Origin of the sequence: Actinomadura sp. GC306 (genome assembly GCF_004348665.1) — a bacterium.
In the GTDB taxonomy this organism is placed as follows: Bacteria; Actinomycetota; Actinomycetes; order Streptosporangiales; family Streptosporangiaceae; genus Spirillospora.
In genome coordinates, this window is sequence record NZ_SMKM01000097.1 from 1 (window position 1) to 21,464 (window position 21,464).

Annotated in this window: 16 protein-coding genes; 11 read left to right on the plus strand and 5 right to left on the minus strand. The window is 71.4% G+C overall.

What is annotated here, in order from left to right:
* The first annotated feature begins 491 nt into the window (after positions 1-491).
* On the plus strand, positions 492-2,138 hold the full coding sequence (locus E1200_RS15915) for a phospholipid carrier-dependent glycosyltransferase (protein ID WP_131952798.1): 1,647 nt from the start codon (positions 492-494) through the stop codon (positions 2,136-2,138).
* On the opposite strand, the gene E1200_RS15920 is transcribed toward E1200_RS15915, so the two are convergent.
* Complete coding sequence (locus E1200_RS15920) at positions 2,093-3,331, minus strand: MFS transporter (protein ID WP_131952800.1); 1,239 nt, start codon at positions 3,329-3,331, stop codon at positions 2,093-2,095. The two genes, E1200_RS15915 and E1200_RS15920, sit on opposite strands and share 46 nt — an antisense overlap.
* A 111-nt stretch (positions 3,332-3,442) precedes the next feature.
* Here E1200_RS15920 and E1200_RS15925 point away from each other — a divergent pair, with 111 nt between their 5' ends.
* Both E1200_RS15925 and bla read left to right on the plus strand, forming a co-directional pair.
* Positions 3,443-4,480: a LacI family DNA-binding transcriptional regulator gene (locus E1200_RS15925; protein WP_131952802.1), complete on the plus strand. Its 1,038-nt coding sequence runs from the start codon at positions 3,443-3,445 to the stop codon at positions 4,478-4,480.
* 64 nt (positions 4,481-4,544) lie between these two features.
* Positions 4,545-5,624, plus strand: coding sequence for a class A beta-lactamase (gene bla / locus E1200_RS15930; RefSeq protein WP_243708597.1), 1,080 nt, complete (start codon positions 4,545-4,547; stop codon positions 5,622-5,624).
* On the opposite strand, the gene E1200_RS15935 is transcribed toward bla, so the two are convergent.
* Entirely contained in the window at positions 5,525-7,171 is a 1,647-nt protein-coding gene (locus tag E1200_RS15935; RefSeq protein ID WP_131952804.1) for a penicillin-binding transpeptidase domain-containing protein, read from the minus strand. The two genes, bla and E1200_RS15935, sit on opposite strands and share 100 nt — an antisense overlap.
* A 464-nt stretch (positions 7,172-7,635) precedes the next feature.
* Between E1200_RS15935 and E1200_RS15945 the strand changes: the two genes are divergently transcribed.
* Positions 7,636-10,443 (plus strand): AAA family ATPase, encoded by a 2,808-nt coding sequence (locus E1200_RS15945; protein WP_131952806.1) that lies wholly within the window; start codon positions 7,636-7,638, stop codon positions 10,441-10,443.
* A 64-nt stretch (positions 10,444-10,507) separates the two neighbouring features.
* On the opposite strand, the gene E1200_RS15950 is transcribed toward E1200_RS15945, so the two are convergent.
* A complete protein-coding gene (locus E1200_RS15950; protein ID WP_131952807.1) occupies positions 10,508-11,794 on the minus strand; it encodes an amidase in 1,287 nt (428 codons plus the stop codon).
* Positions 11,795-12,349: 555 nt separating this feature from the next.
* Here E1200_RS15950 and E1200_RS15955 point away from each other — a divergent pair.
* The 5 genes from E1200_RS15955 (at position 12,350) to E1200_RS15975 (ending at position 17,549) form a co-directional block, all read left to right on the plus strand.
* A complete protein-coding gene (locus E1200_RS15955) occupies positions 12,350-14,710 on the plus strand; it encodes a phosphoketolase family protein (RefSeq protein WP_131952808.1) in 2,361 nt (786 codons plus the stop codon).
* A gap of 44 nt (positions 14,711-14,754) precedes the next feature.
* Complete coding sequence (locus E1200_RS15960) at positions 14,755-15,822, plus strand: acetate/propionate family kinase (protein WP_131952809.1); 1,068 nt, start codon at positions 14,755-14,757, stop codon at positions 15,820-15,822.
* Between the two features lie 553 nt (positions 15,823-16,375).
* Positions 16,376-17,188, plus strand: coding sequence for a helix-turn-helix transcriptional regulator (locus tag E1200_RS15965; protein ID WP_165950329.1), 813 nt, complete (start codon positions 16,376-16,378; stop codon positions 17,186-17,188).
* Positions 17,179-17,373, plus strand: coding sequence for a DUF397 domain-containing protein (locus E1200_RS15970; protein ID WP_131952811.1), 195 nt, complete (start codon positions 17,179-17,181; stop codon positions 17,371-17,373). The genes E1200_RS15965 and E1200_RS15970 overlap by 10 nt, the downstream gene beginning before the upstream one ends.
* Positions 17,364-17,549, plus strand: coding sequence for a DUF397 domain-containing protein (locus E1200_RS15975; RefSeq protein ID WP_131952812.1), 186 nt, complete (start codon positions 17,364-17,366; stop codon positions 17,547-17,549). Before E1200_RS15970 ends, E1200_RS15975 begins: the two co-directional genes overlap by 10 nt.
* A 555-nt stretch (positions 17,550-18,104) precedes the next feature.
* On the opposite strand, the gene E1200_RS33715 is transcribed toward E1200_RS15975, so the two are convergent.
* Positions 18,105-18,380, minus strand: coding sequence for a hypothetical protein (locus E1200_RS33715; RefSeq protein ID WP_165950328.1), 276 nt, complete (start codon positions 18,378-18,380; stop codon positions 18,105-18,107).
* 22 nt (positions 18,381-18,402) lie between these two features.
* On the opposite strand from E1200_RS33715, the gene E1200_RS15980 reads away from it, so the two are divergent.
* Positions 18,403-18,705, plus strand: coding sequence for an FAD-dependent monooxygenase (locus tag E1200_RS15980; protein ID WP_243708598.1), 303 nt, complete (start codon positions 18,403-18,405; stop codon positions 18,703-18,705).
* A 349-nt stretch (positions 18,706-19,054) separates the two neighbouring features.
* Here the strand turns inward: E1200_RS15980 and E1200_RS15985 are convergent, their stop codons facing one another.
* Positions 19,055-20,317 (minus strand): HNH endonuclease signature motif containing protein, encoded by a 1,263-nt coding sequence (locus tag E1200_RS15985; RefSeq protein ID WP_131952814.1) that lies wholly within the window; start codon positions 20,315-20,317, stop codon positions 19,055-19,057.
* Between the two features lie 505 nt (positions 20,318-20,822).
* On the opposite strand from E1200_RS15985, the gene E1200_RS15990 reads away from it, so the two are divergent.
* On the plus strand, positions 20,823-21,464 hold a 642-nt coding region (locus E1200_RS15990), incomplete at its 3' end, for a hypothetical protein (RefSeq protein ID WP_207933376.1).

Below are 21,464 nucleotides of genomic sequence, written 5' to 3' on the forward strand. Positions count from 1 at the left end.
CACCACCCACCCCCACCACCCCCGTTGACTTGCGGCGTGTTGTTGTTATGACAGCCCCGAAAACAACAACACGCCGCAAGTCAACGAAGTCGCCCCAACGCGATCACGTCCGAAGGCAGGGGCGAGCCGAAGCGCACCGACACCAGCCACCACACCAGCCCCGCACAGACCTCAACGCCTGCGATCGCGTCCGAAGGCAGGTTCCGAGCCCGCGAGAAACCTGATCGCGCAGCGAGCCCCCAGGGCGAGCCGGAGCAATGCAGCGACCACAGGCAGCTCCGCCGAAGCGCACCAACACCAGCCACCACACCAGCCCCGCACCGACCTCAACGCCTGCGATCGCGTCCGAAGGCAGGTTCCGAGCTTGCGAGGAACCTGATCGCGCAGCGAGCCCCCAGGGCGAGTTCGGAGCGATGCAGCGATCGCGCGCAGCGCCCGCCGAAGGAAGGCGCCCCAGCGCCTGACGCCAAGGGCGCTGCAATACTGCACTGATGACAACGGATCTGGTCCCCGCCCCGGCCGTTGGAGCACGGCGGCGGCCGCCCCCGCTCCGGGAGTGGCTGGCGCCGGCGATTCCGGGGAGTCCGCTGCTGGCCTGGGTCGGGCCGCTGCTGGTGACGCTGTTCGCGGGTTTCCTGCGGTTCGACGGCCTGGGTACGCCGAAGGCGGTCGTCTTCGACGAGACGTACTACGCGAAGGACGCGCTAGCGCTGCTGGAGTTCGGCTGGGAGCGCAACACCGTCGAGAACGCCGACAAGATGCTGATCGCGGACCCGGACGCGAACATCTGGGCGGAGGGTGCGGCGTTCGTGGCGCATCCGCCGTTCGGCAAGTGGATGATCGCGATCGGCGAGTGGATGTTCGGGGCGACGCCGTTCGGGTGGCGGTTCGTGCCCGCGCTCGTCGGGACGCTGTCGGTGCTGATCCTGTGCCGGCTGGCGCGCCGGATGACCGGGGCGACGCTGCTGGGCTGTGCGGCGGGGCTGCTGCTGGCCCTGGACGGGCTGCATTTCGTGACGAGCCGGGCGGCGCTGCTGGACATTTTCGTGATGTTCTGGATCCTCGCGGGGTTCGCGTGCCTGGTGAACGACCGGGACCGGTCCCGCCGCGTCCTCGCCGAGAAGATGGAGGGCGGGCACGGTTCGGCGCACGGGCCGTTCCTGGCGCACGGGTGGCGGTATGCGGCGGGCGTCTGCCTGGGGCTGGCCTGCGCGACGAAGTGGACGGGCCTGTTCTATGTCGCCGCGTTCGGGCTGATGGTCGTGCTGTGGGACTACGGGGCGCGGCGCGCGGCGGGGGTCCGGTCGCCGTTCGCGGGGACGATGCTGCTGGAGGCGGTTCCGGCGTTCGTCCAGCTCGTGGTGGTGGGGCTGGTGACGTACCTGGCGACCTGGTGGGGGTGGATCTTCAGGCCGGGCGGCTGGGGACGCGGCGACGCGGCGGATTTCGTGCTGTGGCGCCCGTTCGAGGCGCTGCCGGACCTGTGGCGCTACCACGGGCAGATGCTCGGTTTCCACAGCGGGCTGGACGACGAGCATCCGTACCAGTCGTGGCCGTGGGACTGGCCGATCCTGCGGCGTCCGGTCGCGTTCTTCTACAACGAGCCGGAGAACGCCTGCGGGGCGTCGCGCTGCTCCCGCGAGATCCTCGGGATCGGGACGCCGGCGCTGTGGTGGGGTGCGATCGCCGCGCTGATCGCGGTCGCGTTCATCTGGCTGGTGCTGCGGGACTGGCGGGCCGGGGCGATCGTGCTGGGGTTCCTCGCCGGGTGGCTGAGCTGGTTCCCGTCGGCGTTCAACGAGCGGACGATGTTCCTGTTCTACGCGACGCCGCTGATCCCGTTCATGGTGCTGGCGGTCGTCCTCGTGCTGGGCTACCTGATAGGGCCCGCGCCGGCGCCGGTGAAGGGCGCGCACCTGGCGGGGGCCGACGGCGAGCCGGGTGATCCGGACGAGGCGGGGGCGAGCCTGGCCGAGCCCCCGGGGACGGGAGCTCGGCGGCTGCTCGGTGCCGCGGCGGCGGGGGCGTTCGTGCTGGTGGTGCTGGCGAACTTCGCGTACTTCCACCCGATCCTGTCGGCCGAGACGATCCCCTACGACGACTGGCACGACCGGATCTGGTTCCAGTCCTGGGTCTGATCCGCGGCGGTGCCGGCGTGCACCGGTGCGGGACGCAGCGTCCGGGCTCCGAGCAGGCAGAGGGCCAGGGCGAGGACGCCGCCCGCTCCGGCCCCGGCGAAGGCGCCGGGCACGCCTGCGACGTCCTGCCCGATGCCGGACACGAAGGAGCCGAGGGAGCTTCCCGCGCCGATCGCGGCGACGATCCAGGCGAACGCCTCGGTGACGGTCCCCTCGGGGGCGAGCCGGTCGACGAGCGCGAAGCTGCACGCCAGCACGGGCGCGAGGAAGATGCCGCTGACGAACGCGAGCACCGACATCGCGGGCAGGCCGGGTGCGAGGACGAGCGGGGCGTATCCGGCGGCGAGCGCGGCGAGGAGCCACGGCAGCCGCCGGTTCGGTTCGCCGGCCCACGGCCGGGCGCCGTAGACGAGCCCGCCGATGAGCGCGCCGCCGGCCATGAACGCCAGCAGCAGCCCGGACGCCAGGTCGCTGCCGTACCGTTCGGCGTAGGCGACGACGGCGACGGCGTAGACGCCGAGCGCGATCCCGGCGCAGCCGAGCGACAGCAGCAGGATCCGCAGGCCCGGTGAGCGCAGCGGCCCGGCCCAGTCGGCGGCGCGCGGCCGGCCCCGCCAGCGGCGGGACGGCCCGGACAGCGCGACGACCAGCGTCCCGGCGATGCCGAGCGCGCCGGTGAGCAGCAGCGCGGTCTCGGTGTTCACGACGGCGGCGGCGACGACGAGCAGCGGGCCGACGGTGAAGAGGAGTTCCTGGGCGGCGGCGTCCAGCGCGTAGGCGGCGTCGACCTGCTCCTGCCCGTCGAGGACGTCCGGCCACAGGGCGCGCAGCCCGGCCTCAAGCGGCGGGGTCGCGAATCCGGCGAGGACGACCGCGGTGACGGACAGCGGCAGCGGGCCGGCCCCTGTCGCGGCGAGCATGCCGAAGCCCGCGGCGGAGGCGACGGCGGCGGGGAGCAGGACGACGGGCTGGCCGAGCCGGTCCATGGCGCGGCCGAGGACGGGCTGGCCCGCGGCCGTCGCCAGGCCGAGGAGCGCGGCGAGCGTCCCGGCGAGGGGGTACCCGCCGCCGTCCGCGCGGACGTGCAGCACGACGGCGAGCATCCCCATCCCGTTGGGGAGCCGGCCGAGGAGGGTTCCGCCGAGCAGGCGCGCGGCGAACGGCCGCCGGAGGAAGACGACATAGCCGCGCATGGGGGGAACCGCCGTTCAGTCATACGTATTACCTGATGCGTCATACGTACCACGTCGGTGCGGTCCGGCTCTACCCTGAATTCGTCCAAGGCGCCCGAAGGGGAGGAACATGTGTCGTTAGCCGGCCGTCCCACCAGCAAGGACGTCGCCCAGGAGGCCGGGGTCTCGCAGTCCACGGTCTCGCTCGTGCTGGGCGGGAAGTGGGCGGGCCGGGTCTCCCCCGCCACCGCGCACAGCGTCCGCAGCGCGGCCGAACGCCTCGGCTACCGGCCCAACCAGGCCGCCCGGAACCTGCGCCTCGGCACCACCCGGACCGTCCTGCTGATGGTGCCGACGCTGAGCGCGCCGTTCTTCGGCCCCGTCTACACGGGCGCGGCGCGGGTCGCGGCCAGGAACGGCTTCGGCGTGGTCGTCTCGACGTGGCCGGACGACGCGGTCGGCCCCGCCGACAGCCCGTTCGCCGCGCCGGACGAGGCGATCGACGGCATCCTCGCGTCCTCGATGGCCGTGGACGCGCTCGGCGGGTTCCGCGGCACGCCCGCGGTCATGCTCGACAGCGGCCCCGCCGGCGGACCGGACGGCGAGCGCGTCCCCACGGTCGACTTCGGCGTCGCCGACGGCATGCGCGCGATCGCGGCGCACCTCGCCGCCCTCGGCCACCGCCGGATCGGGCACGTCGGCGCGGCCGTCGACCAGTGGACGTTCCACGCCCGGGGCGACGCCCTCGCGTCCGCCGCCGCGGCCCTGCCCGGCGGCGTCCTCACCCGCGCCACCTGCGCGATCGACGTCACCTCCGCCAAGGAGGCCGCCGGGCGGCTGCTCGACGCCCCGGAACGTCCGACCGCGCTCGTCTGCGACGACGACCTGATCGCCGCGGGCGCCTACAAGGCGGCACGGGCCCGGGGCCTGGACGTCCCCGCGGACCTGTCGGTCACCGGGTTCGACGACGTCCTGCTCGCGACCGCACTGGAACCGGAACTGACCACCGTCCGGCTCCCGGCCGAGGAACTCGGCGCACAAGGCATGACGACCCTGCTCGACCTCCTCTCCGGCGGGCGCCCAAGCCCCCGCGTCCTGCCCGGCGAACTCGTCGTCCGGGAGTCCACGGCCCCGCCGCCACCTGACCCGCCTGACCCGCCGTCCACCTGAACCGGCCGCCCGCACCGCCCAGCGGGGTTGGACATCGGGTTCGCGGCTCTGATCTTCTTTCCGGATGAAGGCAAAGGCTCCCCGGTGCCGGGCACTGCTCGGAACCGCCTTGCTCGTCCTCGCCGCCCTCACCGCCTGCGGTGACTCCGACGGCACCGCGACGAGCGCGCAGCCGCAGGGTGGCGGCGTGTCCCGCATGCCGGCATCCGCAGCGCCGCCCCTTGCGTCCGCGCCGAATGTGACGGAGCAGATCAGCCGACTGGAGAAGGCCCGGGACATGCGGATCGGCGCCTACGCCCTCGACACCGGCACCGGCCGGGCCGTCGGCCACCGGGCGGACGAGGCGTTCCCGTTCGCCTCGACGTTCAAGGCGATGGCGTGCGGCGCGGTCCTGCGCAAGGCCCGCAACTCCGACCCTGGGCTGCTGGACCGCGTCATCCGCTACAAGGAGAGCGACCTCAGCGCCCACTCCCCCGTCACCGAGAAGCACGTGAAGACCGGCATGACCGTCGCCGACCTCTGCCACGCGACGATCACACAGAGCGACAACACGGCGGGGAACCTCGTCCTGAAGCAGATCGGCGGCCCCGCCGGGCTGACCCGCTTCCTCCGCTCGCTCGGCGACCAGGTCACCCGCTCCGACCGCTGGGAACCGGACCTCAACGACTGGCGGCCGGGTCAGAAACTCGACACGACCGCCCCCCGGCCCTGGGCCGGTGACCTGCGAGCCCTCACCGTGGGCGATGCCCTCGTCCCCGCGGACCGCAAGCAGTTGATCGGCTGGCTGAAGGCCACCGTGACCGGGGACGCGCGCATCCGCGCAGGACTGCCGCACGGCTGGAGGGCCGGCAACAAGACCGGCACCGCCGGCGCGTACGGCTCCGCCAACGACATCGCCATCGCCTGGCCGCCATCCGGCGCCCCGGTCATCATCGCGATCCTGACGACCAAACGAACCCCGGACGCCGAGCCTGACGAACAGGCGATAGCGAGAACGACCACAATTCTCATCCGCGCCCTGCGCCCCGGGGGGCGACCCCGGGGTCAGAGGGCTCTTAGGAACTTCGCGGCTATGGGGGCGGCGGCTTCGGCGCCGGTGCCGCCGTCTTCGACTATGACGGCGAAGGCGATGTCCTTGCGGTAGCCGATGAACCAGGCGTGGGTCGGGGGTTCCTCGCCCGAGCCGAACTCGGCGGTGCCGGTCTTGCCGGCGGTTCCGGACGGGAAGCGGACGTCGGACGCGGTGCCCTCGCTCACCACGGCGGGCATCAGGACCTGGAGTGCCTTCTCGACCGCCGGCTCCAGTTTCTTCGGTGGCACCGGCTTGCGGCCGTTCGCGTCCAGGGCCTTCGGGGCGAGGGCCGCGTCGACGATGCGGGGCGAGTGCCAGGTGCCGTCCGCCGCCGCGGCGGCGACGCTCGCCATGTTGAGCGGACTCGTGAGCACCTGTCCCTGGCCGAACGACGCGGCGGCCAGGGCGGTGTCGTCCTTGGTCTGCGGGAACGCGGCGCGGACGGCGGGGAGCCCCGCGATGATCGGGACGTTGAACCCGAACTGGCCGGCGACCTCCGTGAGGCGCTTCTCGCCGAGCCTGTCCACGGCCAGGCGCGCGAAGGTGGTGTTGCACGAGTGCGCGAACGCCTCGCGGAACGGGATCCTCCCGAACTCCTCGTCCTCGTAGTTGCGGAACGAGCGGCCGCCGATCGTGGTCGTGGCGGGGCAGCCGACGCCCGTGTTCACGCCCACTCCGCCCGCCACGAGGGCGGCGGCGGTGACGACCTTGAACGTCGAGCCGGGCGGGTACTGGCCCATCAGGGCGCGGTTGTAGCCGCCGGGCTTGTTGGCCACGGCGAGGATCTCGCCAGTGGAGGCGCGCAGCGCGACCATGGACGCGGGCTTCTTCGCGCCGGCGAGCGCCTCGCCCGCCGCGGACTGGACGTCCGGGTCGATGGTCGTCTGCAGCGGTTCGCCGTCGGAGCCGCCGAACCGCTCCAGCGCCTTCACCTCGTTGTCCTTGGCGTCGACGATCTGCACGGCGAGCGCGGGCGTCCCGGCGAGGCGGCGCTCGTACTGGCGGTGCAGGCCGTCCGTGCCGACCGCGTCGCCCTCCCGGTAGGGCGGGCCGAGCTCCTTGGCGGCCTTGGCGTCCGCGGTCCCGAGCTGCCCGGCGAGCTGGCGCGCGGACCCGGACGGGGAGGCGCTCAGCACGCTGCCGTCCGCGGCGAGGACGGCGGCGCGGTCGGGCCAGTCTCGGGCGGTGCGCAGCCGCTGCCCCTCCTTGAGCTCCGGGTGCAGCAGGGACGGCGACCAGCGGACGCGCCATTCGCCGTCCCGCTCGACCAGCGTCATGGCGCCGTCGTAGCGGAAGGGCCGGGTGCGGGCCAGCGTCAGCTCGGCGGTGTAGGAACCCTTCGCCTCGCCGTCCGCGTCCCGCATGGAGGCGAGGGTGTAGCGCTGACCGGTGGCGGCCAGGTCGTCCCGCATGCGGGTGAGGCGCTGCTCGAAGTCGGGCGGCGGCCGGTCGGTCAGCGCCTTCATCGCGGCGAGATCGCCGCTGGTCCAGGCCGCGAGGTAGCGCTCCGCGGTGTCGGCCGGGTCCTCGCCGCGGCGCAGGAACCACACCGTCCCCGCGACCACGACGACGACCGCCACCGCGACGGCCGCTGCGACGATCACTCGGGATCGGTGCATGTCGGTCTCCCTTCCCCGCTACTGATCAAGACACAAGAACAGCAGCCGCACCCCGAAATGTCCAAGATCGAGATCGGTGTCGGAGTGACGGCGGGTTGTTATCGTCGCTGGTCGTGAACGTCGTCGGGCATCTGTGGTGCTTCGTCGCCGTGGCCGAGGAACCGCACTTCGGCCGGGCGGCGGAGCGGCTCGGCCGGCGCAGCCGCCGCTGAGCCGGCGGATCCGGCGGCTGGAGCACGAGCTCGGCGTGCGGCTGTTCGACCGGTCGAGCCGGAGGGTGGGACTGACCGCACCGGGGGGCATCTCGCCGATCCCGAGGCGCTCCGCCGGGCCAGACCTTCGGAACCGCCCCTATATCATCGGTCGGCCTGTCCACTACACCCGATCCGTAAGAGCGCCAAGCCAGCACTCCCTCGGGAAACATAAGCTGTACCCCGGCTTTGATCACTCTTGGGGAGACTTCGTTGCGGCTGCCGGAGCATCTGGAGCTACTGCTCACCGACGAGCCGGTGCTCGACGTCTACGCGTACGGCCCGTGGCGCGTCCCGGACGGGCTGTTCGAGGAGATCGCGGCGCGGATCGACGGCCTCGCGGCCGATCCGCGGGCGGCGGAACTGACGACCGACGAGCACAAGCTGCTCACGCTGCCCGCGACGCTGGTCACCGCGGAGCTCTTCGGCATCCTCGCGTTCCTGCCGGGCGGCGGCGCGATCAAGGCGGGGTCGTACTCGCAGCTCCCCGAGCGGCTGCTGCACCGGCACCTGGCGAACCCGGGCCCGCTCAGCACCCGGATGACCCGGTGGGACGCGCCGGGCGGGCGGTGGCGGCCGCCGGTCGACTGGCTGATCGAGGCGCCCGACCGGGAGCTGGCGATCGAGCTGGCGCGCGACTGCCTGTCGGCGCTGGAGGGCATCGAGCCGCTGGAGGAGCGCCGCAAGGCGCTGCTGCGGCTGTACGACGACGCGCCCGTGTGCGACGTGAACCTGCCGAAGCTGGAGCTCCGGGAGCACTGGCACGCGCACGCCGGCGACGACATCGTCACGGCGGTGCCGGAGCTGCTCGGCCCGGTCGGCTACCTGGAGTGGGTGTGCACGGGGCTGCTGGCGTCCTACGAGGTGCTGGCCGACGCGGCGCCGCGGGACGAGAGCGTCGAGACCCACCTGATCCAGCTGCTGCTGCAGGGCAGCATGGAGCACGTCCCGGCGGAGCTGGCCGCCGCGCTGGGCGAGGAGCGGTACCACGAGCTGCGGCGGCGGTTCCCGGTGGAGCGCCGCGGGTTCAAGCCCGGGGCGTGGCAGGAGCGGACGCGCGCGTGGCTGGTCCGGGCGCTGGTCGCGGGCGCGGCCGACGCGTGCCGGGGCTGGCTCGACATGGCGATGCGGTTCGTCGCGATCGCCCAGGGCCTGCCCGGCGACCCGTGGTTCCCGCGGGCCGAGTGGATCCCGGTCGGCCAGTTCCAGACCGACCTGCGGCGGCTGTACGCGCCGCGCCGCCGCGTCGTGAACCCGCTCACCGAGACGCTCGGCAAGGTGCCCGAACCGGCCGGGGACACCGCGCGCACGAGCGGGCGGGCGGGCGCCGCGGCGGAGATCGCGACGGGGCTGGTCGGGCAGCCCGAGGTGGTCGCGGCGCTGGACGAGCTGACCCGCGGCGAGGAGCCCGTCCGGCTGCTGATCGCGGGCCCGGACGGCACCGGCAAGCGCGACGCCGCGCAGGAGCTCGGCCGGGCGCTGGCGCTCGGCCGCGACCCGCACTGGGTGACCGACAACCTGCTCACCGGGCAGCGGCTGTCGGACGCCGTCGCCAAGCTGCACGCCGACGCCCGCGACTGCGCGGGCGACCGGCTGCTGATCATCGAGGGCCTGGACGCGATCGTCGCCGACCCCGGCAACGGCGAGGCCATCGCCGCGGAGCTGCACCGGCTGCTGGCCGTCCACCCCGACCTGCACGTGGTGGCGCTGGCCGGCGCGGGCGGCGACGAGCGGATCCGCGACGTCAACCCCGTCCTGCCGCAGCGGTTCCGGATCGCGCGGACCCGGCCGTTCACCGCGCAGGGCCACGCCGAGCTGTTCCGCCGCGCCCTGGAGGCCCGCGGCGCGCGCGGCACCCGGCAGGCGGTCGAGGCGGCGGGCGTGCTGCTGGCCGCGACGCCGCCGATGCAGACGCTCCGCAACGCCCGGCTCGCGCCGCACCTCGCCGACCTGGTCGTCGAGGCCGCCCGCGCCCGCGCCGCCGCGCCGGGCGACGCGGGCGGCGAAACGGTCGGCGAAACGGCGGACGGGTCCGCGCCGGGAAGCGCCCTGGTCATCCGCAAGCAGGACATCCCGGAGACGCTGGACACCTCGGTCGCCACCGGCAATCCGCTCGCCGAGCTGCGCGAGCTCACCGGCCTGGAGACCGTCAAGCACGAGATCGCGCTGCTCGTCGCCGGGACGCACGCGGCGCGGCTGCGCAGCGAGTCCGGGCTGACGATCACCCCGCCGACCCGGCACATGGTGTTCACCGGCAACCCCGGCACCGGCAAGACGATGGTGGCGCGGCTGCTCGGCCGCATCTACAAGCGGCTGGGGGTGCTGTCGTCCGGGCACCTGGTCGAGGCGTCCCGCACCCACCTCGTCGGCGAGTACATCGGGCAGACCGCGCCGCGCACCCGCCGGCTGGTGGAGCGCGCGCTCGGCGGCGTGCTGTTCATCGACGAGGCGTACACCCTCACCCAGTCGCCGTTGAAGGGCGACTACGGGCACGAGGCGATCGCCGAGCTGGTGAAGCTGATGGAGGACCACCGCGAGGACCTCGTCGTCATCGTGGCCGGGTACGAGCAGGAGATGGCGGAGTTCCTCGCCGCCAACCCGGGCCTCGACTCCCGCTTCCCCAAGCAGATCCACTTCCCCGACTACACCGACGACGAGCTGATCACCCTGTTCGGGCAGCTCGCCGCCGCGGACGGGTTCCGGCTCGCGCCCGGCACCGAGGACGTCCTGCTGGCGATGCTGCGCCGCGCACCGCGCGGCCCGTCGTTCGGCAACGGGCGGCTGATGCGCAACATGCTGGACGTCGCGGTCGCGAACCAGGCGGACCGGGTCGCGTCCGCCGCGGTCGCGGCCGGGAAGCAGTCCCGCGGCGCCGCCGCCCAGAGCGGCAAGGGCGGCAAGGGCGGCAAGGCCCGCGGGTCCGCGAAGCCGCCCACGAAGAAGGAGCTGGTCACGCTCACGGCCGACGACCTGCCGCCACTGCTGGACCACCCCGAGGAGTTCTTCGGCCTGTACCTGTGAGGCGGTACCTGTGAGGCGGTACCTGTGAGTGCGGAACCTGTGACGGCGGAACCTCTGACGGCCGTCAGGGGGCGAGGTGCTCGGCGGTGTCGAACAGCAGGGACTCGGCGCCCCGCCGGGTGACGAGCTGGGCGCCGACCGGGAGGCCGTGGACGGTGCCCGCCGGGACGCTCAGCGCGGGCAGGCCCAGCACGTTCCACGGGCAGGTGAGGCTCACCACCGTCGGCACGTGCGGGCCGAGCGGCCCCGCCGTCTCGCCGATCTTCGGGGCGGTGATCGGGAGGGTCGGCATCGCCAGGACGTCGTAGCGGTCGAGGAGCCCGGCGATCTCCGCCGCGAACCGCTCGCGCTCGCGGAGTGCGCGCAGGTAGCGCCAGCCGGGCGTGCGGCTCGCCCGCTCCAGGCGCTCCAGCGTCGGCGGCTGGAACAGGCCGGGCGCCTCCGCGACCCGCTCGGCGTGCACGTCGTAGGCTTCGGCGTCCTGGATGGCGCGGAAGACGGTCCTGATGCCGGGCAGGTCGATCCGTTCCGCGGGCGCGTCGGGGAACAGCGCCCGGACGGCCCGCTCCACGTCCGGGTCGATCTCCAGCGGTTCGATCCAGGCGACGCGGCCGTGCGGGGCGCTCTCGTCCACCGGCGAGGGGGCGGCCTCCGCCGGCCCGGTCAGCGCCCGGTAGGCGAGCGCGCAGTCCGCCGCGGACGCCGCCATGACGCCGACGTGGTCGAACGACACCGACAGCGGGAACACCCCGTCCGTGGGGATGGCGCCGTACGGCGGCTTGAACCCGGCGATCCCGCAGAACGCGGCGGGGATCCGGACCGAGCCGCCCGTGTCGGTGCCGATCGCGAGCGGGACCATCCCGGCGGCGACGGCGACGCCGCTGCCGCTGCTGGAGCCGCCCGGCATCCGCTCCCGGTCGTGCGGGTTGCGGACGGGCCCGTTCACCGACACATCGCCGGTACCGCCATAGGCGAACTCGTGCGTTCCGGTCTTGCCGACGATGACGGCGCCGGCGTCGCGGAGCATCGTCACGCAGAGCGCGTCGGCCTCGGCCACGTAGCCGTTGAAGTGCGCCGATCCCATCCCGGTCGGCAGGCCGGCGACGTCGATGATGTCCTTGACCGCGACCGGGACGCCGTGCAGCGGGCCACGGTCGTAACCGGCCGCGAGTTCCTCGCCCGCCCGCCTGGCCGCCTCCCCGGCGCCCTCGGGATCGAGGGTCACGAAGGCGTTCAGATCGGGGTCTACCGATTCCAGCGCGCCCGCCAGCAGCCCGGCCGGAGACTCGTCCCCCGAACGCAGCCCGCGCGCGACGTCCGCCAGCGTCCGCCCGGTGAAGAACCCGCCCAAAACCCGCTCCCCTCACTGCACCTGGTCGCCTTGCGACTCGGTGCCTTGCGACTCGCTGCCTTGCGACTCGCTGCCTTACGACTCGCTGCCCTGCACGACTCGTTGCCTTGAGATGCCTCTGCGTAGCATGGCAGACCTTTCGTCGCAGCCGAGCTACCGTCCGCCGAGAACCGGCGCGAAGCGGTGAACCTACGTGCGGGTAGGCGGCAGGCTTCCCAGCAACCCGATGGAGAGACTCCCGCCGGTTCGCTGGGGGGCGGGGCGGAGGCCGCGCCGGCATGCCGGACACGGCGCCCCGGACCCGGCCGCCGCCCCTGTAACCGGGTGACGTCCACATCCAGGTGGGGGGAACGCAGGGCCGCGGCGGCACGCACCCGCCGCCGTGGCCCTGCCCGGCCGCCCGGCCGGGACGTTCGGCTCTACGTCCACGAGACCGCCGGTGATGGGCTTCCGTTGATGGTTGAGGTGGCTGATCCAGGGAAATCCTCGCCGAGATCCTCCTGGGACGGTACCGACCTCCCCAGCCCCCGACCGGAAGGGACAAAGGGACCAGTCATGACCGAGTCCGCCGCCATCAGCGACGACGAAGTGCGGCAGATCGACGCGTACTGGAGAGCGGCCAACTACCTGTCCGTGGGGCAGATCTACCTGCTGGACAACCCGCTCCTCCGGGAACCGCTCCAGCGGGACCACATCAAGCCGCGGCTGCTCGGCCACTGGGGCACCACCCCCGGCCTGAACTTCTGCTACGCGCACCTCAACCGCGCGATCAAGGCGCGCGACCTCGACATGATCTACGTGATGGGCCCGGGGCACGGCGGCCCGGCGGCCGTCGCGAACGCCTGGCTGGAGGGCACCTACAGCGAGGTGTACCCCGACGTGTCGCTGGACGAGCCGGGCATGCGGCGGCTGTTCCGGCAGTTCTCGTTCCCCGGCGGCATCCCCAGCCACGTCGCGCCGGAGACGCCGGGCTCGATCCACGAGGGCGGCGAGCTGGGCTACTCGCTGGCGCACGCCTACGGGGCGGCCTTCGACAACCCGGACCTCGTCGTCGCGTGCATCGTCGGGGACGGCGAGGCCGAGACCGGGCCGCTGGCGGCGAGCTGGCACTCCAACAAGTTCCTCGACCCGGTGAAGGACGGCGCGGTGCTGCCGATCCTGCACCTGAACGGCTACAAGATCGCCAACCCGTCGTTCCTCGCGCGGATCCCCGAGCAGGAGCTCGTCCAGCTGCTCGACGGCTACGGGTACCAGCCGTTCCTGGTCAGCGGGGACGAGCCCGAGTCCATGCACCGCAAGATGGCCGCCGCGCTCGACCAGGCGTTCGCCGAGATCGCCGAGATCCAGCGCGGCGCGCGGGAGGCCGGCGCCGAGGGCCGGCGCCGCTGGCCGATGATCGTGCTGCGGTCGCCGAAGGGCTGGACGGGCCCCGCGGAGATCGACGGGAAGCCCGTCGAGAACACGTGGCGGTCCCACCAGGTCCCGCTCGGCGGCGTGCGCGACGACCCCGCGCACCTGGCGCGGCTGGAGGAGTGGCTGCGGTCGTACCGCCCGGACGAGCTGTTCGACGAGGCCGGCCGGCCGGTCGCCGGGCTGCTGGCCTCGGCACCGGAGGGCGGGCACCGGATGAGCGCCAACCCGCACGCCAACGGCGGGCTGCTGCTGAAGCCGCTCGTCCTCCCCGACTTCCGCGAGTACGCGATCCCGGTCGACAAGCCCGGAACGACCACCACCGAGCCCACCCGCGTGTTCGGGTCGTTCCTGCGGGATGTCGTGCGGGCGAACCCGTCCAACTTCCGCATCATGGGCGCCGACGAGACCGCGTCCAACCGCCTCCAGGACGTGTTCGAGGCCACCGACCGCGTGTTCCAGGGCGAGATCCTGCCCACCGACGAGCACCAGGGCCCGTCCGGGCAGGTCATGGAGGTGCTGAGCGAGCACCTCTGCCAGGGCTGGCTGGAGGGCTACCTCCTCACCGGGCGGCACGGGCTCTTCAACAGCTACGAGGCATTCGTCCACATCGTCGACTCGATGTTCAACCAGCACGCCAAGTGGCTGCAGGTCACCCGGGAGCTGCCGTGGCGGGCGCCGATCGCGTCGCTGAACTACCTGCTGTCGTCGCACGTGTGGCGGCAGGACCACAACGGCTTCACCCACCAGGACCCCGGCTTCCTGGACGTCGTGCTGAACAAGAAGCCGGAGATCGTCCGCGTGTACCTGCCGCCGGACGCGAACACGCTGCTGTCGGTCGGCGACCACGTCCTGCGGTCCCGCGACTACGTCAACGTCGTCGTGGCGGGCAAGCAGCCGGCGCTGAACTGGCTGCCGATGGACGCCGCCATCGCGCACTGCACCCGCGGCATCGGCATCTGGGAGTGGGCGTCCACCGACGGCGGCGCCGACCCCGACGTCGTCCTCGCCTGCGCGGGCGACATCCCGACGCTGGAGACGCTCGCCGCGGTCGACCTGCTGCGGCGGCTGTTCCCCGACCTGCGCGTCCGGGTCGTGAACGTCGTCGACCTCATGCGGCTGCAGCCCGACAGCGAACACCCGCACGGGATGCCGGACCGCGACTACGACGCCCTCTTCACCACCGACAAGCCCGTCATCTTCGCGTTCCACGGCTACCCGTACCTCATCCACCGGCTCACCTACCGCCGCGCCGGGCATCCGCACCTGCACGTCCGCGGATACAAGGAGGAGGGCACGACCACCACGCCGTTCGACATGGTCATGCTCAACGACCTGGACCGCTACCACCTCGTCATGGACGTGATCGACCGCGTCCCGTCGCTCGGCGGGCGCGTCGCCCACATCCGGCAGCGGATGGCCGACCTGCGGCTCGCGGCTCGCGCCTACACGCGGCTGCACGGCGAGGACGCGCCCGATGTCGGCGACTGGACCTGGCCGTACTGAGACGGCACGCCCGGCGGTGACGAGGTTTCGGTAAGGAGCGGGTGATGCGGGTACTCACGGTCAACCCCGGGTCGAGCAGCCTGAAGGTGAGTCTCCTGGGCGACGACGACACCGTCCTGGCGGTGGAGTCCGGCGTCGGCCACGAGATGGCCCCGATGGTGACCGACATGCCGCCCCCGGACGCGATCGGGGTGCGGTTCGTCCACGGCGGCACCGACTTCCCTGGACCGGTGCTGATCGACGCCAAGGTGACCGAGCGGCTGCACGAGCTGGCCGATCTGGCACCGCTCCACCAGCCGGCGTCGCTGGAGGCCCTGGCGGAGATCACCGAGGCGCTGCCCAGTGTCCCCGCCGTGGCCTGCTTCGACACCTCGTTCCACGCCACCCTCCCGGAGGCCGCCGCCACCTACGCGCTGCCCGCGGAGTGGCGGCGGCGGTTCGGGCTGCGCCGCTACGGGTTCCACGGGCTGTCGTTCGCCTACGCCGCCCGCCGGACGGCCGGACTGCTCGGCGGCGTCCCGGCCCGGACGGTCATCTGCCACCTCGGCGCCGGCGCGTCGCTCTGCGCCGTCGCCGAGGGCCGCTCGGTGGACACCACGATGGGGTTCACGCCGCTGGAGGGCCTGGTCATGGCGTCCCGGGCGGGCAGCGTCGACCCCGGCATCCCGCTGTGGCTGGTCAAGCACGGCCTCTCCGCGGAAGACGTCAACACCGCCCTCGAACGCGACTCGGGTCTGCGCGGCCTCACCGGCACCGGCGACATGCGCCGCATCCGCAAACTGGCAGCGGAACGCGACGTGGACGCGCTCGCCGCCCTGGACGTCTACCACCACCGTCTCCGCGCGTGCGCCGCGGCGATGACGGCCTCGCTCGGCGGTCTCGACACCCTGGTGTTCACGGGAGGCGTCGGCGAACACGACCCGTCCGTCCGGATGCGCCTAGCGGAAGACCTCGCCTACCTAGGCGTCTCCATCGACCCGGACCGCAACACGGCAGCGGACGGGGACACCGACATCACGGCGCCCGGCGCCTCCGTCCGCACCCTCGTGATCGAGGCCCGCGAGGACCTGGAAATCGCCGCCGGAACTCGTCGAGCACTCGGTCACGATTGAGCCCCTGCCCTATCCGCCCCGGGCGGTGTACGCCGGGTATCGGCCGGTGGCTCGCCGGTGTCGTCGCCTGGTGCCCTCACTCTGGTGTCGCCCTCCATGACGCTATGACGGGAACACCGTCAGAGCGTCGTCGACCTCGACAGGTAGGGCTTGGCCTAGAAGAGGGCGCATGAGAATCATGTTTTGTGTCGGCGTGCCTGTGCTGCTGTGGCCAATTAGGTGACGACCGTACGGTTGACGTAGCCACCCCCAAGGCTTCACTTCGGAAAAGCTGTTCCGAGATGGAATGCCTCTGCAAGTCATCCACGAGGCGTCTCTCCGCGCGCGTGGAAGATTGAGCGGGGTCGCACCCATCTTCCTCCTCGACTTCAGTGATCAAGGAAACGCTCTTCTGGATCGGGGTTGTTCGCGAATTCTGGTGGTCAAATCCTCTCTCGCATGTCACTCTATGCACCGACAATCTCACGAAGAGTGTGCATGGCCGGGCTTCCGCTGGCGGCCGCCGCTCATGGCCGGTCATCACCGGCCGTCCACGGTCAAGGGAGACGAAGCAATGGGACAACGTCCGAACGATCTACGCCCCTGGGATTCGCCTAAAGCGCTGTTCGGCTCCGAGCTGCGGCGCTACCGGGAAGCCGCGGGGCTGAGCATCGCGGGCCTGTGCGACCGGCTCCAGGACAGCGCGCCCTACTCGAAGAGCACGATCGGCACCGTGGAACGTGGGGAGTCACGCCCTGACCGGCTCCTCGCCGTCCAGGCCGACCGCGTCCTCGACACCCGCGAGGCACTGACCCATCTCTGGGACGGCCTGTTCAAGGGCGCCAACGCCGTCCCGGCCTGGTTCGCCGACTGGGCGATGCAGGAACCGAAGTTCGACGCGATCCGCAGCTACCAGCCACTGGTCGTCCCCGGTCTTCTCCAGACCCCCGCTTACGCGGCCCACCTGCTCGACAACGACGAGGCCGCCGTTGAGGCTCGCCTGGCACGGCAGGAGGTCTTGACGAATGACACGGCACCGAATCTGATGTACGTGATGGACGAGAGCGTGCTCCTCCGCAACGCGGGAGACCCTGGAGTGATGCGCGACCAACTCCAGCACCTGCTCACGGTCTCCTGCCGTCGTATCCGCATCCAAATCGCCCCCCTCCGCCTGCATGAGGGCATCGGCGGAGCCTTCGCCATCGGAACTCTCCCGGATGGCGGCGAGGTAGGGTACAAAGACAACGCAGTCAGCGGCGACACGACCACCGATCGTCTCGAAATCAAACAGCTCACCGGGCTGTTCGCGTCAATTCAGTCCGCCGCGTACCCCGTGGACCAGTCCCTCGAACTGATAGCAAAGGTGGCGAAGGAAAAATGGACCTGAGCACCGCCGCATGGCGCAAGTCGAGCCGCAGCTCCAACAACGGCGGCGACTGCGTCGAACTCGCCCGCATCAGCGGCATCGTCGCCATCCGCGACAGCAAGAACCCCCACGGACCCAAGCTCCACCTAACCCTCCATGACTTCAGGAATCTCAGCCAGTCTCTGAAGAAGGACACGTGGACCTGAGCACCGCTGCATGGCGCAAGTCGAGCCGCAGCTCCAACAACGGCGGAAACTGCATCGAAGTCGCCCGCATCAGCGGCATCGTCGCCATCCGCGACAGCAAGAACCCCCACGGACCCAAGCTCCATCTCTCTCCCCATGACTTCAGATGCCTTACCCGGGCTCTGAAGAACGCCTGATCCCCGAGCAGTCGACCCCCATTACTGACATCGCCTGCTGATTCTGTGTTCTTAGTCGTAGCTCGTCGCGGGCGAGACCGTGTTTCGCGAGACCGTGTTTCGCGAGACCGTGTTTCGCGAGATTGTGACTCGTGGGGCAGTGATCGCGAGACCGTATCTTGCGAGCCCATGATTCGTGAGGCCGTGATTCGGGGGCCGTGCGGTGGGGGCGGCGCTGCGTACGGGGCCGCCCCTCCAAAGTCAAGGGCGCCTTCGGCGTCGCTTCGCGATGGGACTCCGTCCCACCCTTGACTTCGGAGCCTCTGCGGCCCCTGAGTGCAGCTTTCGTCGGGCAGGCTCCGCCTGCCCTCTGCCCGACGCGCCGCCCCCACCGCCAGCCAATTATGGAACATCGCATATTCGCTGCTCATCGACGTTCTGTGATGCCATATGGACTTGGTCGCGATCGGGCGGACTGCCGTCAGCCGTTGTGTAACCGGACCGGGAACTCCCGAGACTCGACAGGCCACCGCAACGGAAAGTCGTTGTCGGCGAGTTCACGGACCAGCGAGCACCTTATTTTGGGAGGACGTTCTCGCGAGCGAAGTACGCCGCCGCCCGCTTGCGGATCTCGTTCTCCAGCTCCAGTTGCCGGGCCTTTCGGCGCAGCTCGGCCAGCTCTTTCTGCTCGTCGGCGCTCAGGCCGTCGAGGTGGCCTACGTCGATGGCTGCCTGGCAGATCCTGTTGCTCAGGCACGGCTGACTGATGCCCAGGCTCTTGGCCAGCGCGGTGACCGACTCGTCGCCTGTGCGGGCGGAGCCGGAGCTCGCCGCGGAGTCGCGCGCGTCCACCTTCCATCCGCCGTCGCTGGAGATGCTGGAGGGGCTCGGCGTGCTCGGTCCGCTGCTGGAGCGCGGCCTCGTCTCCAGGACCTTCCAGTACCGGGAGCGGCGCGGCGGCGTCGTCGCCGAGCTGGACCTGTCGGTGCTGGCGGGCGACACGCCGTACCCGTTCCGCGTCCAGTGCGAGCAGGGCAAGCTCACCCCCATCCTGCGCGACCACCTCGTCCAAGCAGGCGGCGAGGTCCGGTTCGGCGCGGCCGTGCGCACGGTCGAGCCGGAACCCGGCGGCGTGACGGTGACGACGTCCGCCGGCGAGCGGGTGCGCGGCGGCTGACTGATCGGCGCGGATGGCCGGGCCAGCTCGACGGCGCGGCGCCGGAACTCCGGCGGGTGACGTCCTCCAGGTCACCAGGTGGAGTCGACCCCCACGGCTCGACCCAGCACGCCGCGCTGAGCCGCACCCGCCACAGCACATCAGCAGAGCACGGTCCGGGGTCACCCACATCGGAGAGGCGCCCATAAAACTTCAGTTGCGGCCTCGAACCGGCGCGCCTCCCCGCCCGACGAGCTGCGTCGCGTCTAGGTGAGGCGCGGGAGGCGGTCATACGGCACTGGGCAACGTGATGGCGGCTGCTTCATCTGGCGGAACAGGTGCGCTGCCGAAGAAGGGGGGCGGCCGCAGTTCAGGCGGCCTGGCTCCAAGGGGGTGGACGGCCGGTCGCGATGGGCGTCACGGTCTTTCCTCCGTTGCCGGTTTCAGGCTCCTGAAGGCGGTAGCTGTAGCGACCTTCGGCGTCTCGGCGCACCGAGATCCGACCGGGGTGCGCGGCCTTGTACCGGTTGTGGAATCCGCAGGTGAGAGTGAGCTGGTCGACGTCGGTGGGGCTGTTGCCCAGCGCCCAGCCACGGACGTGGTCGACCTCGCTCAACGTCCCGGGGACTTCACAGCCCACCACGGCGCATGTGGGGTAGAGGGCCTCCAGGACCCGTCGCTGCCCCGGTGTGGCGAACCGCTCCCGGTATCCGAGGTAGAGCGGGACGTGACCGCGCCCCAGCAGCAGGGGTGAGACCCCGGCGGCCAGTGCGATCCGCCGGGCCTGCTCGGCGGGGATGGGGGTTCCGTCGGTGAGTCTTCCGGGTGCGGAGCCGCCGGTGAGGGTGTCCAGGTCGCAGATGACGGTGACCTTGGTGGCCTTGTGTCCGCCCGACAGCACGGCGGACAAGGCCGCCGCAGTCCGCTCGGACAGGTCACGGCGGTCATCGGTACCGGCGGGCTTGGCGAGCGGCCCGAGTGTTCCGTCCCAGATGGCGGCGTCTTCGGCGTTGAGCCATCCCTTGATGTACCGCCCGCCGTCCAGGGAACGCGTCGAGTCGATCCAGGACCGGTCATAGCCCCGCTGGGCATCGTCGGGTGCCTGGTCGGTGCCGTCCCGCTCAGCGATCACGTCACGGATGCGACGGCCGAACGAAGCCACCTTCCCGGCGGAGAAGTCCTGATCGACCATGCCGAGCAGGATCTTCTCAGCGGCGGCGCAGTCCTCGTCGTCAAGGCGGGCGACCGCGCCCGCGATGGTGGTGGCGTAACCGAGCGACAGGTCACCGGCACGCCACCGTCCGGTGACCTCGGTCAGGCGGTGCCGCTGACGAGCAAGGACGAGCCGTTCCTTCGCTCGGGCCTCGCGCATGCCGAGCCGGTTGCGCAGCCACGACTGCGTGGACGGGAAACCCCAGCGCTGCACCTCACGACCGACGTCCACGACGGAAACGAATCCCGCGAGGGCGGCCTCGTTCATGTCGTTGGCCGCGGAAAGGGATTCGGTGAGTTCCAAACAGGCGGTCGCCGATTCGGGAGGCTCACGCCGGGCGAGTTCGGCCGCGATCGCGGACGCGGCGTTCACCAATTCCATGGTGGACGCCACCGCCAGATCAATCGCGACTCTTTCCATACCTCAATCATATATGCCCTACCTCCCGCCAGCGACCCAAATAAGGCTCCAATATTGTCACCGCCAAGCCACGTCGGAGTTCATTAAAGCGCTTTAACAAAAAGACGAGTCCGGAAAATCCGGCACCTGCCCGGCCCCTGAATCAACAAAATGCCGACCCCCTTCGACGACTGACAGTGGAGCTTCTTGGCTGGCGGTGGGGGCGGCGCGTCGGGCAGAGGGCAGGCGGAGCCTGCCCGACGAAAGCTGCACTCAGGGGCCGCAGAGGCTCCAAAGTCAAGGGTGGGACGGAGTCCCATCGCGAAGCGACGCCGAAGGCGCCCTTGACTTTGGAGGGGCGGCCCCGTACGCAGCGCCGCCCCCACCGCACGGCCCCCGAACTACGAACTCCCAATCAGCACCCCACAAACGACGTACTCGCAACACCGGATTTGAGCACGCCGGATTCGAACACACCGGACTCACCGCCGATGTCCTCGCGAACGCGGGGGTTATGAACCCGGGCTTGCGAACGAAGGGCTCGCGGATAACGACCTCGCGAACGCCAGCTTCGGCAAACGCCAGCTTCGCGAACGTCGGCCTCGCGAATGCCGAACTTGCGAACGCCGAACTTGCGGATAACGGCCTCCGAACGCCGGGGTTCGCGAACCCCGGCCTCACGAACCCCGGCCTCGTCCTCGGCCTCACGAACGCCGAACTTGCGGACAACGGCTTCTTGGACCCCGGCCTCCCGAACGCCGGCTTCGCGAACGCCAGCCTCGCGAAAGTCAGCCTCCCGAACGTCGGACTTGCGGACAACCGCCTCCTGGACCCCGTCCTCCTGAACGTCGGCTTTGCGAACGCCGGACTTGCGGACAACGGCCTCGCGGACGCCGAACTTGCGGACGCCGGCCTCCCGAACGCCGGCCTCCCGAACGCCGGCTTCGCGGACGCCAGCCTCGCGAACGCCGGGTTCGTGTACCCCGGACTCGCGAAAGCCGGCCTCCCGAACGCCGGCCTCCCGAACGCCGGACTTGCGGACGCCGGTCGCGGGCAACGATCTCTCGGGCAACGATTTCGCGGGAAGGGGCACGCGGACGCTGGGCTTGGGGACGGGCGGCCTGTGGCTACGGAAAAACAGGATCAGTGCGCAGCCAGGGGGACGGGG